11 protein-coding genes and 2 tRNA genes are annotated in these 13988 nt (G+C 53.7%); 12 read left to right on the top strand and 1 reads right to left on the bottom strand.

The genetic code is table 11. From position 1 onward, the window contains the following. Window positions 1–15: 15 nt before the first annotated feature. The 4 genes from folP to SK50_RS21870 all read left to right on the top strand — a co-directional run bounded on the left by folP (window position 16) and on the right by SK50_RS21870 (window position 2845). Window positions 16–864, top strand: a complete 849-nt coding sequence (gene folP, locus SK50_RS21885) for a dihydropteroate synthase (protein ID WP_003861807.1) — start codon at window positions 16–18, stop codon at window positions 862–864. Then, window positions 857–2194 carry a phosphoglucosamine mutase gene (gene glmM, locus SK50_RS21880; RefSeq protein ID WP_003861804.1) on the top strand — a complete coding sequence of 446 codons (1338 nt, stop codon included), beginning with the start codon at window positions 857–859 and terminating at the stop codon, window positions 2192–2194. Before folP ends, glmM begins: the two co-directional genes overlap by 8 nt. 222 nt (window positions 2195–2416) lie before the next feature. Continuing rightward, a complete protein-coding gene (gene secG, locus SK50_RS21875) occupies window positions 2417–2749 on the top strand; it encodes a preprotein translocase subunit SecG (protein WP_003861803.1) in 333 nt (110 codons plus the stop codon). Window positions 2750–2758: 9 nt separating this feature from the next. Next, window positions 2759–2845 (top strand) — tRNA-Leu (locus tag SK50_RS21870). Window positions 2846–3032: 187 nt separating this feature from the next. Here the strand turns inward: SK50_RS21870 and argG are convergent. Continuing rightward, on the bottom strand, window positions 3033–4379 hold the full coding sequence (argG, locus tag SK50_RS21865; RefSeq protein ID WP_015571974.1) for an argininosuccinate synthase: 1347 nt from the start codon (window positions 4377–4379) through the stop codon (window positions 3033–3035). 286 nt (window positions 4380–4665) lie between these two features. On the opposite strand from argG, the gene SK50_RS21860 reads away from it, so the two are divergent. The 8 genes from SK50_RS21860 to pnp all read left to right on the top strand — a co-directional run bounded on the left by SK50_RS21860 (window position 4666) and on the right by pnp (window position 13911). Beyond that, a tRNA-Met gene (locus SK50_RS21860) sits at window positions 4666–4742 on the top strand. Window positions 4743–4949: 207 nt separating this feature from the next. Next, on the top strand, window positions 4950–5402 hold the full coding sequence (rimP, locus tag SK50_RS21855) for a ribosome maturation factor RimP (RefSeq protein WP_014833432.1): 453 nt from the start codon (window positions 4950–4952) through the stop codon (window positions 5400–5402). Window positions 5403–5430: 28 nt separating this feature from the next. Next, window positions 5431–6933 carry a transcription termination factor NusA gene (gene nusA, locus SK50_RS21850; protein WP_003861798.1) on the top strand — a complete coding sequence of 501 codons (1503 nt, stop codon included), beginning with the start codon at window positions 5431–5433 and terminating at the stop codon, window positions 6931–6933. A 24-nt stretch (window positions 6934–6957) separates the two neighbouring features. Next, window positions 6958–9645, top strand: coding sequence for a translation initiation factor IF-2 (infB, locus tag SK50_RS21845; protein WP_006812117.1), 2688 nt, complete (start codon window positions 6958–6960; stop codon window positions 9643–9645). Between the two features lie 106 nt (window positions 9646–9751). Continuing rightward, window positions 9752–10156: a 30S ribosome-binding factor RbfA gene (gene rbfA, locus SK50_RS21840; protein WP_003861793.1), complete on the top strand. Its 405-nt coding sequence runs from the start codon at window positions 9752–9754 to the stop codon at window positions 10154–10156. Then, window positions 10156–11106 carry a tRNA pseudouridine(55) synthase TruB gene (truB, locus tag SK50_RS21835; RefSeq protein WP_017693918.1) on the top strand — a complete coding sequence of 317 codons (951 nt, stop codon included), beginning with the start codon at window positions 10156–10158 and terminating at the stop codon, window positions 11104–11106. Before rbfA ends, truB begins: the two co-directional genes overlap by 1 nt. A 154-nt stretch (window positions 11107–11260) precedes the next feature. Beyond that, window positions 11261–11530 (top strand): 30S ribosomal protein S15, encoded by a 270-nt coding sequence (gene rpsO, locus SK50_RS21830; RefSeq protein WP_003861789.1) that lies wholly within the window; start codon window positions 11261–11263, stop codon window positions 11528–11530. A 242-nt stretch (window positions 11531–11772) separates the two neighbouring features. Further along, window positions 11773–13911 (top strand): polyribonucleotide nucleotidyltransferase, encoded by a 2139-nt coding sequence (gene pnp, locus SK50_RS21825; protein WP_048229929.1) that lies wholly within the window; start codon window positions 11773–11775, stop codon window positions 13909–13911. Window positions 13912–13988 lie beyond the last annotated feature (77 nt).

Genomic DNA, 13988 nt, shown 5'->3' with positions numbered 1-13988 from the left:
CCCAGGGACTTCACCATGAAACTATTCGCCCAGGACTCGCATCTCGACCTTTCACATCCCCATGTGATGGGGATCCTGAATGTCACGCCTGATTCCTTCTCTGACGGCGGCACGCATAATTCGCTTATCGACGCGGTTAAACACGCGAATTTAATGATTAACGCGGGTGCCACTATCATTGACGTTGGAGGGGAGTCAACGCGGCCTGGCGCGGCGGAGGTTTCAGTGGAAGAAGAGCTGGCGCGCGTGGTGCCGGTGGTGGAGGCTATCGCCCGGCGCTTTGAAGTGTGGATCTCCGTTGATACCTCCAAACCCGAAGTGATCCGTGAAGTGGCGAGAGTGGGCGCTCACATTATCAATGATATCCGCTCGCTGACCGAGCCGGGCGCGATTGAAGCCGCCGCAGAAACCGGGCTACCGGTGTGTCTGATGCATATGCAGGGTCAGCCTAAGACAATGCAGGAGGCGCCAAAATATGAAGATGTGTTTGCCGACGTCACCCGCTTCTTTATTGAGCATATCGAACGCTGTGAACGTGCGGGTATCGCAAAAGAGAAATTGCTGCTCGACCCGGGCTTCGGTTTCGGTAAAAATCTCTCACACAATTACGCGTTGCTTGCGCGCTTATCAGAGTTTCATCAGTTCGGCCTGCCACTGCTGGTGGGAATGTCGAGAAAATCGATGATTGGTCAGTTGTTGAATGTCGGGCCGAGCGAACGTCTGAGCGGCAGTCTGGCCTGCGCGGTGATTGCCGCGATGCAAGGTGCACACATCATTCGCGTCCATGACGTAAAAGAAACAGTAGAAGCCATGCGTGTGGTAGAAGCCACACTGGCAGCGAAGGAAAACAAACGCTATGAGTAATCGTAAATATTTTGGTACCGATGGCATCCGTGGGCGCGTAGGCGATGCGCCAATTACCCCTGACTTTGTCCTGAAGCTGGGCTGGGCAGCGGGGAAAGTGCTGGCGCGTCATGGCTCCCGTAAGATCATTATTGGGAAAGATACCCGTATTTCGGGTTATATGCTGGAGTCCGCGCTGGAAGCCGGGCTGGCGGCGGCGGGGCTTTCAGCTTCCTTTACGGGGCCAATGCCGACCCCTGCTGTTGCCTATCTGACCCGCACCTTCCGTGCGGAAGCGGGCATCGTCATTTCAGCTTCCCATAATCCGTTCTATGACAACGGTATCAAATTCTTCTCCATCGACGGCACCAAACTGCCGGATGACGTGGAAGAGGCGATTGAAGCGGAAATGGAAAAAGAGATCACCTGTGTTGACTCCGCTGAGCTGGGTAAAGCAAACCGTATTGTCGATGCCGCAGGCCGCTACATTGAATTCTGCAAAGGCACTTTCCCGAATGAGCTGAGCCTGGCACACCTCAAAATTGTGGTGGACTGTGCCAACGGTGCGACTTACCACATTGCGCCGAATGTGTTCCGCGAGCTGGGTGCCAAAGTGATCACTATCGGCTGCGAGCCGGATGGTCTGAACATCAACGAAGAAGTCGGCGCGACAGACGTGCGTGCGTTGCAGGCGCGTGTGCTGGCTGAAAAGGCCGATCTGGGTATTGCCCTGGATGGCGATGGTGACCGTGTGATCATGGTTGACCACGAAGGTAACAAGGTCGATGGCGATCAGATCCTCTACATCATTGCCCGTGAAGGCCTGCGTCAGGGGCAACTGCGCGGTGGCGCGGTGGGCACGCTGATGAGCAATATGGGCCTGGAACTGGCGTTGAAACAGCTGGGCATCCCGTTTGTTCGTGCGAAAGTGGGTGACCGCTACGTGCTGGAAAAACTCCAGGAGAAAGGCTGGCGTATTGGCGCGGAAAACTCCGGCCACGTGATCCTGCTCGATAAAACCACCACCGGTGACGGTATTGTGGCGGCGCTTCAGGTTGTTGCCGCGATGGCGCGTAACCATATGAGCCTGCACGATCTGTGCAGCGGCATGAAAATGTTCCCGCAGATTCTGGTCAATGTGCGTTTCACCGCGGGTAAAGGCGACCCGCTGGAAAATGATAACGTGAAAGCGGTGATGGCAGAGGTGGAAGCGACTCTTGGCAGCCGTGGGCGCGTCCTGCTGCGTAAGTCGGGTACCGAGCCGCTGATCCGCGTGATGGTGGAAGGCGAAGACGAAGCGCAGGTAACCGAATTTGCGCACCGCATTGCGGATGCAGTCAAAGCTGCATAATCTTTCAGAATAAGTGTTTAAAAAGGCGGCGTTTGCCGCCTTTGTTTTAAGCAATGAATGGCTTTTTGCTGTTTTTTTCCGCAGTTGATACAATGCCTCGAAAATGCCCTTGCGAAGGTGATTCGCTTTGGTTAGTATTCACACCCGCTTCAGTGGGAAACAAAATCCTGCTAATTGGTCGAAGCATTGGTATGCGGCAAATCCGCAAGGAACAGGTTGATTATGTACGAAGCTCTTTTAGTTATTTTCCTTATTGTAGCCATCGCTCTCGTAGCGCTGATTATGCTACAGCAAGGTAAAGGCGCTGATATGGGAGCCTCCTTCGGAGCAGGCGCTTCCGGTACGCTGTTCGGTTCAAGTGGTTCTGCGAACTTCATGACCCGTACGACGGCGATTCTGGCTACGCTGTTCTTCATCATCAGTCTGGTGCTGGGCAATATCAACAGCAACAAGACCAGTAAAGGAAGCGAGTGGGAAAATCTGAGCGCGCCAGCAAAAACTGAGCAAACTCAGCCAGCTGCACCGGCTAAGCCAACCAGCGATATCCCGCAGTAAGTATTCCGTACCGAGGTGGTGGAATTGGTAGACACGCTACCTTGAGGTGGTAGTGCCCTAACGGGCTTGTGGGTTCGAGTCCCATCCTCGGTACCAATATTCCAGAAGAAAGACGTCGCAAGACGTCTTTTTTTTCGTCTGTACATTCTGTGTATCCGATCTTTTGTAGGGCGGGTAAGCGCAGCGCCACCCGCCGTTTTGCCCGGTGGCGCTGCGCTTACCGGGCCTACGAAGACCACAAAAAAGGCGCCCAATGGGCGCCTTTTGCATGACTTGCTGTCGATTATTTCTTATCGCTGTGTTCCAGGTTCTCAACCTGAGGGAGGCCATTACCGGAACTGGCGGAGAGCAGGCCATTCTCAACATAGTTGAACAGCTTCTCACGGGTATCGGTGATGTCCAGGTTACGCATGGTCAGCTGGCCAATACGATCGTCCGGAGAGAACACTGACTCACCTTTCTCCATGGTCAGACGCTCAGCTTTATAGGTCAGGTTGTCAGACACGGTATTGAGGATGGAGTAATCATTGCCGCGACGCAGTTCCAGGGTCACTTCGCCGGTGATTGCGCTTGCCACCCAACGTTGCAGGGCGTCACGCAGCATCAGCGCCTGTGGATCAAACCAGCGACCCTGATACAGCAGTTTGCCCAGCTGACGGCCATGAGAGTGATACTGCTCGATGGTGTCTTCGTTGTGAATACCGGTCAGCAGACGCTCGTAAGCGATGTGCAGCAGCGCCATCCCCGGCGCTTCGTAAATGCCACGGCTTTTCGCTTCAATGATACGGTTTTCGATCTGATCGCTCATACCCAGACCGTGACGACCGCCGATGCGGTTTGCTTCCAGCATCAGTTCAACATCGTCGGAGAAGGTTTTACCGTTCAGGGCAACCGGATGACCACGTTCGAAACGCACGGTCACTTCTTCCGCCGGGATCTTCACGTTCTCATCCCAGAACTTCACGCCCATGATCGGGTTAACAATTTTTACGCTGGAGTTCAGGAATTCCAGGTCTTTCGCTTCGTGCGTCGCACCCAGCATGTTGGAGTCGGTTGAGTAGGCTTTCTCAACGGACATCTTGTAGTCAAAGCCGCAGGCAATCATAAACTCAGACATTTCATGACGGCCACCCAGCTCGTCGATGAAGTCGGTATCCAGCCACGGCTTGTAGATCTGCAACTCGGCGTTGGTCAGCAGGCCATAACGATAGAAACGTTCAATATCGTTGCCTTTATAGGTGCTACCGTCCCCCCAGATGTTCACGCCATCTTCTTTCATGGCGGCGACCAGCATAGTGCCGGTGACGGCACGACCCAGCGGGGTGGTATTGAAATAGGTCAGGCCGCCGGTCGTATTATGGAAAGCACCGCACTGGATCGCGGCAATCCCTTCGGCAACCAGCTGCTTACGGCAGTCGATCAGACGTGCGTTCTCTGCGCCATATTCCATGGCACGACGAGGGATCGCGTCATAATCTTCCTCGTCCGGCTGACCCAGGTTCGCAGTATATGCATAAGGAACCGCTCCCTTCTGGCGCATCCACAGCAGTGCAGCGCTGGTATCCAGGCCGCCAGAAAAAGCGATGCCAATACGTTGTCCTACCGGGAGATGCTTGAGAATCGTCGTCATATAATAAAACCCTGCTTGATTGACTGATTAGAGACCGCTTTCGCTCTCGATGCATGTTTATGCAAAATAAGTGAGTATTCATTTAATCATCTTTTATCGACGACCGAAAGAGACGTGTGCGTTTTTTGTAAAAATTTCCCTTTTATTGCCTTGGCTGAAGTTGGGTTGACAGGTGGGGTCAACTATCAATATACTGAACGCCGATTTTACGTCCCGTCTTCGGTACCAAATCCCAGCATTATTTGCAAATTCTGTCCAAAACGCGTAGAATTTGCCACGTTTCAGGCGCGGGGTGGAGCAGCCTGGTAGCTCGTCGGGCTCATAACCCGAAGGTCGTCGGTTCAAATCCGGCCCCCGCAACCACTTTCCCATAAAGTTCTTTTTCAAATATACTGTGAAGACTTAGAGCCTTCGTAGCTGGATTTGAAAAAATGCTTTCGGAGAGTGCTCCAGGCCACAGTTGTGGCTATAGGGTTCAGTTATCTAAAGCCCCGATTTATCGGGGTTTTTTGTTATCTGACTACAGAATAACTGGGCTTTACGCCCTTTTTTTATGTCTTGGGGGTGGGCTTGTCCACATTAGAGCAAAAATTAACAGAGATGATTACTGCGCCGGTCGAAGCACTGGGCTACGAACTGGTCGGCATCGAATTCGTTCGCGGCCGTACATCCACACTGCGCATCTATATTGATAGTGAAGATGGCATCAATGTTGATGATTGTGCTGATGTCAGCCACCAGGTGAGTGCGGTTCTTGATGTTGAAGATCCGATTACCGTTGCGTACAACCTGGAAGTTTCCTCACCTGGCCTCGATCGTCCGATGTTCACGGCCGAGCACTACGTGCGCTTTACCGGTGAAGAAGTGGCTCTCGTTCTGCGTATGGCCGTACAGAACCGCCGTAAATGGCAGGGAATTATCAAAGCCGTTGATGGTGAAATGATCACGGTGACAGTCGAAGGCAAAGATGAAGTGTTCGCGCTGAGTAATATCCAGAAGGCGAACCTGGTTCCCCACTTTTAACAGTCTGGATTGAGGTGAAAAGCCCGCGATGAACAAAGAAATTTTGGCTGTTGTTGAAGCCGTCTCCAACGAGAAATCACTGCCGCGTGAGAAGATTTTCGAAGCGCTGGAAAGTGCACTGGCTACAGCAACCAAGAAAAAATACGAACAAGAGATCGATGTTCGCGTAGAAATCGATCGTAAAAGCGGTGACTTCGATACATTCCGTCGTTGGGTAATCGTTGAAGAAGTGACCCAACCGACCAAAGAGATCACGCTGGAAGCGGCACGTTTTGAAGACGAAAGTCTGAACGTGGGTGACTACGTTGAAGATCAGATTGAATCTGTTACCTTCGACCGTATCACCACCCAGACCGCGAAGCAGGTTATTGTGCAGAAAGTGCGCGAAGCCGAGCGCGCGCTGGTTGTCGATCAGTTCCGCGATCAGGAAGGCGAAATCATCACTGGTGTGGTGAAGAAAGTGAACCGCGACAACATCTCTCTGGAGATCAAATCCGAAGGGCTGCCGGGTAACGCTGAAGCCGTGATCCTGCGTGAAGACATGCTGCCGCGTGAAAACTTCCGCCCAGGCGACCGTATTCGTGGTGTGCTGTATGCCGTACGTCCTGAAGCGCGTGGTGCACAGCTGTTCGTGACGCGTTCTAAACCAGAAATGCTGGTTGAACTGTTCCGTATCGAAGTGCCGGAAATCGGCGAAGAAGTTATCGAGATCAAAGCGGCGGCCCGCGATCCGGGTTCCCGTGCGAAAATTGCGGTGAAAACCAACGACAAGCGTATCGACCCGGTCGGTGCTTGCGTCGGTATGCGTGGCGCACGTGTTCAGGCGGTTTCTACCGAACTGGGCGGCGAGCGCATTGATATCGTTCTGTGGGACGATAACCCGGCGCAGTTCGTGATCAACGCAATGGCACCGGCTGATGTGGCGTCTATCGTTGTTGACGAAGACAAACACACCATGGATATCGCTGTAGAAGCGGGCAACCTGGCGCAGGCGATTGGCCGTAACGGTCAGAACGTACGTCTGGCGTCACAGCTGAGCGGCTGGGAACTCAACGTGATGACCGTTGATGACCTTCAGGCCAAGCATCAGGCTGAAGCCCACGCGGCGATCGATACCTTCACCAAATACCTGGACATTGACGAAGACTTCGCCACTGTGCTGGTTGAAGAAGGTTTCTCTACGCTGGAAGAACTGGCCTACGTGCCAATGAAAGAGCTGCTGGAAATTGACGGTCTGGATGAACCAACCGTTGAAGCCCTGCGTGAACGCGCTAAAAACGCACTGACCACCCTGGCGCTGGCTCAGGAAGAAAGCCTTGGCGATAAGAAGCCGGCTGATGACCTGCTGAATCTGGAAGGTCTTGATCGTGCGATTGCGTTCAAGCTGGCTGCCCGTGGTGTTTGTACGCTGGAAGATCTCGCTGAGCAAGGCGTTGATGACCTGGCCGATATCGAAGGTTTAACCGACGAGAAAGCCGGCGAACTCATCATGGCCGCACGTAATATTTGCTGGTTCGGCGACGAAGCGTAATAAACTGTAGCAGGAAGGAACAGCATGACTGATGTAACTGTAAAATCGCTGGCTGCTGAGATTCAGACCTCCGTGGACCGCCTGGTACAGCAATTTGCTGATGCAGGGATCCCGAAGTCCGCTGATGACTCGGTGACCGCGCAAGAAAAACAAACCTTGTTAGCGCACCTGAACCGTGAACACGGCTCTACGCCTGACAAGTTAACGCTACAGCGTAAAACGCGTAGCACGTTGAACATCCCTGGTACCGGTGGCAAAAGCAAGTCGGTACAAATTGAAGTCCGCAAGACGCGCACCTTTGTAAAACGTGATCCGCAAGAGGCAGAACGCCTTGCCGCGGAAGAGCAGGCACAGCGTGAAGCGGAAGAACAAGCTCAGCGTGAGGCAGAAGCCACTGCCAAACGTGAAGCAGAATTAAAAGCTGAACGTGAGGCCGCAGAAAAAGCGAAACGCGACGCCGGTGAAAAAGCGAAGCGTGACGCTGCGGAAAAAGACAAAGTGAGCAATCAACAGACCGACGAAATGACCAAAACTGCCCAGGCTGAAAAAGCCCGCCGTGAAAATGAAGCTGCCGAGCTGAAGCGTAAAGCGGAAGAAGAAGCCCGCCGCAAGCTTGAAGAAGAAGCTCGCCGCGTCGCCGAAGAAGCGCGTCGCATGGCAGAAGAAAACGAGAAGAACGGTGTGAATACCGCTGAACCAACTGAAGATACCAGCGATTATCACGTCACCACGTCTCAGCATGCGCGTCAGGCAGAAGACGACAACGACCGCGAAGTTGAAGGTGGTCGTGGCCGTACTCGCAGTGCAAAAGCTGCGCGTCCTGCGAAAAAAGGTAACAAACACGCTGAATCAAAAGCTGACCGTGAAGAAGCGCGTGCAGCGGTTCGCGGCGGTAAAGGCGGCAAGCGTAAAGGTTCCGCTCTCCAGCAGGGCTTCCAGAAGCCTGCTCAGGCCGTTAACCGTGACGTTGTGATCGGCGAAACCATCACCGTTGGCGAACTGGCTAACAAGATGGCGGTGAAAGGCTCTCAGGTCATCAAAGCGATGATGAAACTGGGCGCAATGGCCACCATCAACCAGGTCATCGACCAGGAAACCGCACAGCTGGTTGCCGAAGAGATGGGTCACAAAGTTATCCTGCGTCGTGAAAACGAGCTGGAAGAAGCAGTAATGAGCGACCGTGATACGGGCGCAGCGGCTGAACCGCGCGCACCGGTCGTGACCATCATGGGCCACGTTGACCACGGTAAAACCTCTCTGCTTGACTACATTCGTTCTACTAAGGTTGCCTCCGGCGAAGCGGGTGGTATTACCCAGCACATCGGTGCTTACCACGTAGAAACCGAAAACGGCATGATCACCTTCCTGGATACCCCAGGCCACGCAGCGTTTACCTCAATGCGTGCTCGTGGTGCTCAGGCAACGGATATCGTTGTTCTGGTTGTTGCTGCCGACGATGGCGTGATGCCACAGACCATTGAAGCTATCCAGCACGCGAAAGCGGCGCAGGTGCCTCTGGTTGTCGCAGTTAACAAAATCGATAAGCCAGAAGCCGATATGGATCGCGTGAAGAACGAACTTTCCCAGTACGGCGTTATGCCGGAAGAGTGGGGCGGTGAAGCGCAGTTCATCCCTGTATCTGCAAAAGCAGGTACCGGTATCGACGACCTGCTGAACGCTATCCTGCTTCAGGCTGAAGTTCTGGAGCTGAAAGCGGTTCGTAAAGGTATGGCGAGCGGCGCGGTAATCGAATCCTTCCTGGATAAAGGTCGTGGTCCGGTTGCAACCGTTCTGGTTCGCGAAGGTACTCTGCACAAGGGCGACATCGTTCTGTGTGGTTTCGAATACGGTCGCGTTCGTGCGATGCGTAACGAACTGGGTCAGGAAGTGCTGGAAGCGGGGCCGTCCATTCCAGTGGAAATTCTCGGCCTGTCCGGTGTTCCGGCTGCCGGTGACGAAGTCACCGTGGTACGTGACGAGAAGAAAGCGCGTGAAGTCGCTCTGTATCGTCAGGGTAAATTCCGTGAAGTGAAGCTGGCTCGTCAGCAGAAATCCAAACTCGAGAACATGTTCGCCAACATGACCGAAGGCGAAGTTCACGAAGTGAACATCGTTCTGAAAGCGGACGTTCAGGGTTCTGTGGAAGCGATCTCCGACTCCTTGCTGAAACTGTCTACCGACGAAGTGAAAGTGAAGATCATCGGTTCTGGCGTAGGTGGTATCACCGAAACTGACGCAACCCTGGCAGCAGCGTCCAACGCGATCCTGGTTGGCTTCAACGTTCGTGCTGACGCATCTGCGCGTAAAGTGATTGATGCTGAAAGCCTGGATCTGCGTTACTACTCCGTCATCTATAACCTGATTGACGAAGTGAAAGCAGCGATGAGCGGCATGCTGTCTCCTGAGCTGAAACAGCAGATCATCGGTCTGGCTGAAGTACGTGACGTGTTCAAATCACCGAAATTCGGTGCGATCGCGGGCTGTATGGTTACCGAAGGGACCATCAAGCGTCACAACCCAATCCGCGTACTGCGTGACAACGTGGTTATCTACGAAGGTGAGCTGGAATCCCTGCGCCGCTTCAAAGATGACGTTAACGAAGTCCGTAACGGCATGGAATGTGGTATCGGCGTGAAGAATTACAACGACGTTCGCGTTGGCGATATGATCGAAGTGTTCGAGATCATCGAAATTCAGCGTACCATCGCGTAATCTTCGTCAACTGAAGAGTAATTAGCGTAGGCCGGGTAAGCGAAGCGCCACCCGGCAGTAATTTCAAAAAGGGGCTTAAGCCCCTTTTTTGTCTGGAGAATTTATTATGGCGAAAGAATTTGGTCGCCCACAGCGCGTCGCGCAGGAGATGCAGAAAGAGATCGCTCTCATTCTGCAACGTGAAATCAAAGATCCACGCGTGGGTATGATGACCACCGTGTCTGGCGTGGAAATGTCCCGCGACCTGGCGTACGCCAAAGTGTTTGTTACTTTCCTGAATGACCAGGATGAAGACGCCGTGAAGAACGGCATTAAAGCGTTGCAGGAAGCCTCTGGTTTCATCCGCTCTCTGCTTGGCAAAGCAATGCGCCTGCGTATCGTGCCAGAGCTGACCTTCTTCTACGACAACTCGCTGGTTGAAGGTATGCGTATGTCCAACCTGGTGACCAGCGTGGTGAAACATGACGATGAGCGTCGTGTTAACCCGGCGGACGACAGCAAGGAGGACTGATGAGTCGTCCTCGTCGTCGCGGTCGTGACGTGCATGGCGTGCTGTTGCTGGATAAACCACAGGGCGCATCTAGCAACGACGTGCTGCAAAAAGTGAAGCGTATTTATAACGCCAACCGTGCAGGACACACTGGCGCGCTGGATCCGCTGGCAACCGGCATGCTGCCGATCTGCCTGGGGGAAGCGACAAAGTTTTCCCAGTACCTGCTGGATTCGGATAAGCGCTACCGCGTGATTGCCAAACTGGGCCAGCGCACGGATACCTCCGATGCAGATGGCCTGGTGGTGGAAGAGCGCCCGGTGACCTTCAGCGCGGAGCAACTTGATGCGGCGCTGGACAGCTTCCGTGGTGATACGCTACAGGTGCCGTCGATGTATTCGGCGCTGAAATATCAGGGCAAAAAGCTCTACGAATATGCGCGTCAGGGCATTGAGGTTCCGCGCGAAGCTCGTCCGATTACCGTGTATGAGCTGCTGTTCATTCGCCACGAAGGTGATGAACTCGAGCTGGAAGTACACTGTTCGAAAGGGACCTACATTCGCACCATCATTGATGACCTCGGTGAAAAGCTGGGCTGCGGCGCGCATGTGATTTATCTGCGTCGTCTGGCGGTCAGCAAATATCCGGTCGAACGCATGGTGACGCTTGAGCATCTGCACGCCCTGGTTGAACAGGCGCAAGCGCAGGGCGTTGCGCCAGCCGATCTGCTGGACCCGCTGCTGATGCCAATGGACAGTCCGGCAGTGGACTTCCCGGTTGTTAATCTTCCTTTAACATCGTCCGTTTACTTTAAGAACGGAAACCCGGTTCGCACATCGGGGGCGCCGCTTGAGGGCCTGGTACGCGTGACGGAAGGTGACGAAGGGAAATTCATCGGTATGGGCGAAATGGACGGCGAAGGGCGTGTGGCGCCGCGTCGTCTGGTCGTCGAATATCCGGTCGAAGCGTGACGGTGATAACGCCTCACCTTGCGATAAGCAGGGGAGACGAGTAGAATATCGCCGCTTAACGCCTGGTAAATTGTTTAACAATCTGCGGGGCGTACATGGGATAGCTGAATTAGAGATCGGCATCCTTACATTCTTTATACTTTGGAGTTTGAAAATGTCTCTAAGCGTTGAAGCTAAAGCTAAAATCGTTTCTGAGTTTGGTCGTGGTACTAACGACAGCGGTTCTACCGAAGTTCAGGTTGCACTGCTGACTGCACAGATTAACCACCTGCAAGGTCACTTTGCAGAGCACAAAAAAGATCACCACAGCCGTCGTGGTCTGCTGCGTATGGTTTCTCAGCGTCGTAAACTGCTCGACTACCTGAAGCGTAAAGATGTTGCACGCTACACCGCGCTGATCGAGCGTCTGGGCCTGCGTCGCTAATTCTTGCGAGTTTCAGAAAAGGGGGCCTGATGGCCCCTTTTTTCAACCAGACGGCAGCAATTCAATGGAAACTATTGTATTGTTGCTATAAATGATCTTCATTGCAGAGGTTCGCGCGGCTAATGAGAGGCTTCACCCATGGGGGTGTCGGTTGTCATTAGTCGCGAGGATGCGAAGAAGGTCGGGTTAAATCGTCAGCACACCTGAGGTGTGCTTTCAAACATTTAAGAAAGGACAGAATTTTGCTGAATCCGATCGTTCGTAAATTCCAGTATGGTCAGCATACCGTCACGCTGGAAACCGGCATGATGGCGCGTCAGGCTACTGCTGCCGTTATGGTAAGCATGGATGACACCGCTGTATTCGTTACCGTAGTTGGCCAGAAAAAAGCTAAACCAGGTCAGGACTTCTTCCCACTGACCGTTAACTACCAGGAGCGTACCTACGCTGCCGGTAAAATCCCGGGTGGCTTCTTCCGTCGTGAAGGCCGTCCAAGCGAAGGCGAAACCCTGATCGCGCGTCTGATTGACCGCCCGGTTCGTCCGCTGTTCCCGGAAGGCTTCGTAAACGAAGTTCAGGTTATTGCGACCGTTGTTTCCGTTAACCCACAGGTTAACCCGGACATCGTTGCTATGATCGGCGCATCTGCGGCCCTGTCACTGTCTGGTATTCCATTCAATGGCCCAATCGGTTCCGCGCGCGTTGGCTACATCAACGACCAGTACGTACTGAACCCAACTCAGGAAGAGCTGAAAGAGAGTAAGCTGGACCTGGTTGTTGCCGGTACTGAAGCAGCGGTTCTGATGGTTGAATCCGAAGCTGAACTGCTGAGCGAAGATCAGATGCTGGGCGCTGTGGTATTTGGCCACGAGCAGCAGCAGATCGTTATTCAGAACATCAACGACCTGGTGAAAGAAGCCGGTAAACCACGTTGGGACTGGCAGCCAGAAGCGGTGAACGAGGCGCTGAACGCACGCGTTGCTGCACTGGCAGAATCTCGTCTGAGCGACGCATACCGCATCACCGACAAACAGGAGCGCTATGCTCAGGTTGATGTGATCAAATCTAAAGTGACCGCGACCCTGGTTGCCGAAGACGAAACGCTGGACGCTAACGAGATTGGCGAAATCCTGCACGCCATCGAGAAAAACGTTGTTCGTAGCCGCGTCCTGGCAGGCGAGCCGCGTATCGATGGCCGTGAAAAAGACATGATCCGTGGTCTGGACGTGCGTACTGGCGTACTGCCACGTACTCACGGTTCTGCGCTGTTCACCCGTGGTGAAACGCAGGCGCTGGTAACCGCGACCCTGGGTACCGCACGTGACGCACAGATCATCGACGAACTGATGGGCGAGCGTACTGACAGCTTCCTGTTCCACTACAACTTCCCTCCGTACTCTGTGGGCGAAACCGGTATGGTTGGCTCACCGAAGCGTCGTGAAATTGGTCACGGTCGTCTGGCGAAGCGCGGCGTGCTGGCAGTGATGCCAGAAGCAGACAAATTCCCGTACACCGTACGTGTGGTGTCTGAAATCACCGAATCCAACGGTTCCTCTTCTATGGCTTCCGTGTGTGGTGCCTCTCTGGCGCTGATGGATGCAGGCGTGCCAATTAAAGCCGCCGTTGCAGGTATCGCAATGGGTCTGGTGAAAGAGGGCGACAACTACGTTGTTCTGTCTGACATTCTGGGCGACGAAGACCACCTGGGCGATATGGACTTCAAAGTAGCGGGTTCCCGTGACGGTATCTCTGCCTTGCAGATGGATATCAAAATTGAAGGTATCACCAAAGAGATCATGCAGGTTGCTCTGAACCAGGCTAAAGGTGCGCGTCTGCACATCCTGGGCGTGATGGAACAGGCGATTAATGCGCCGCGTGGTGATATTTCTCAGTTCGCTCCACGTATCCACACCATCAAGATCAATCCAGACAAGATCAAAGATGTTATCGGTAAGGGCGGTTCTGTTATCCGTGCACTGACCGAAGAAACGGGCACCACCATCGAAATCGAAGATGACGGTACTGTGAAAATCGCAGCAACCGACGGCGAGAAAGCGAAATACGCTATCCGTCGTATCGAAGAGATCACGGCAGAAATCGAAGTGGGCCGTATCTACAATGGTAAAGTGACCCGTATCGTTGACTTTGGCGCATTCGTTGCCATCGGTGGCGGTAAAGAAGGTCTGGTACACATCTCTCAGATCGCTGACAAGCGCGTTGAGAAAGTGACCGATTACCTGCAAATGGGTCAGGAAGTACCGGTGAAAGTTCTGGAAGTTGACCGCCAGGGCCGTATCCGTCTGAGCATTAAAGAAGCAACCGAGCAGTCTCAGCCTGCTGCGGCACCGGAAGCCCCGGCTGCTGAACAGCAAGGCGAGTAAGGTTGCCATTTGCCCTCCGCGCAGGCGGAGGGCTTATTATCAGGCAGGACGCCTTGTTAAGCCGCCGGGGGACAGGA

The sequence above is a fragment of the Enterobacter sp. BWH64 genome (genome assembly GCF_001037645.1).
GTDB lineage: Bacteria > Pseudomonadota > Gammaproteobacteria > Enterobacterales > Enterobacteriaceae > Enterobacter > Enterobacter hormaechei_C.
This window is presented reverse-complemented; position numbering and strand designations above follow the sequence as displayed.

Bases quoted from the DNA above. Each gene is read 5' to 3' on its own strand.
- folP (WP_003861807.1), top strand. From the start codon at position 16: ATGAAACTATTCGCCCAGGACTCGCATCTCGACCTTTCACATCCCCAT.
- glmM (WP_003861804.1), top strand. From the start codon at position 857: ATGAGTAATCGTAAATATTTTGGTACCGATGGCATCCGTGGGCGCGTA.
- secG (WP_003861803.1), top strand. From the start codon at position 2,417: ATGTACGAAGCTCTTTTAGTTATTTTCCTTATTGTAGCCATCGCTCTC.
- argG (WP_015571974.1), bottom strand. From the start codon at position 4,379: ATGACGACGATTCTCAAGCATCTCCCGGTAGGACAACGTATTGGCATC.
- nusA (WP_003861798.1), top strand. From the start codon at position 5,431: ATGAACAAAGAAATTTTGGCTGTTGTTGAAGCCGTCTCCAACGAGAAA.
- infB (WP_006812117.1), top strand. From the start codon at position 6,958: ATGACTGATGTAACTGTAAAATCGCTGGCTGCTGAGATTCAGACCTCC.
- rbfA (WP_003861793.1), top strand. From the start codon at position 9,752: ATGGCGAAAGAATTTGGTCGCCCACAGCGCGTCGCGCAGGAGATGCAG.
- truB (WP_017693918.1), top strand. From the start codon at position 10,156: ATGAGTCGTCCTCGTCGTCGCGGTCGTGACGTGCATGGCGTGCTGTTG.
- rpsO (WP_003861789.1), top strand. From the start codon at position 11,261: ATGTCTCTAAGCGTTGAAGCTAAAGCTAAAATCGTTTCTGAGTTTGGT.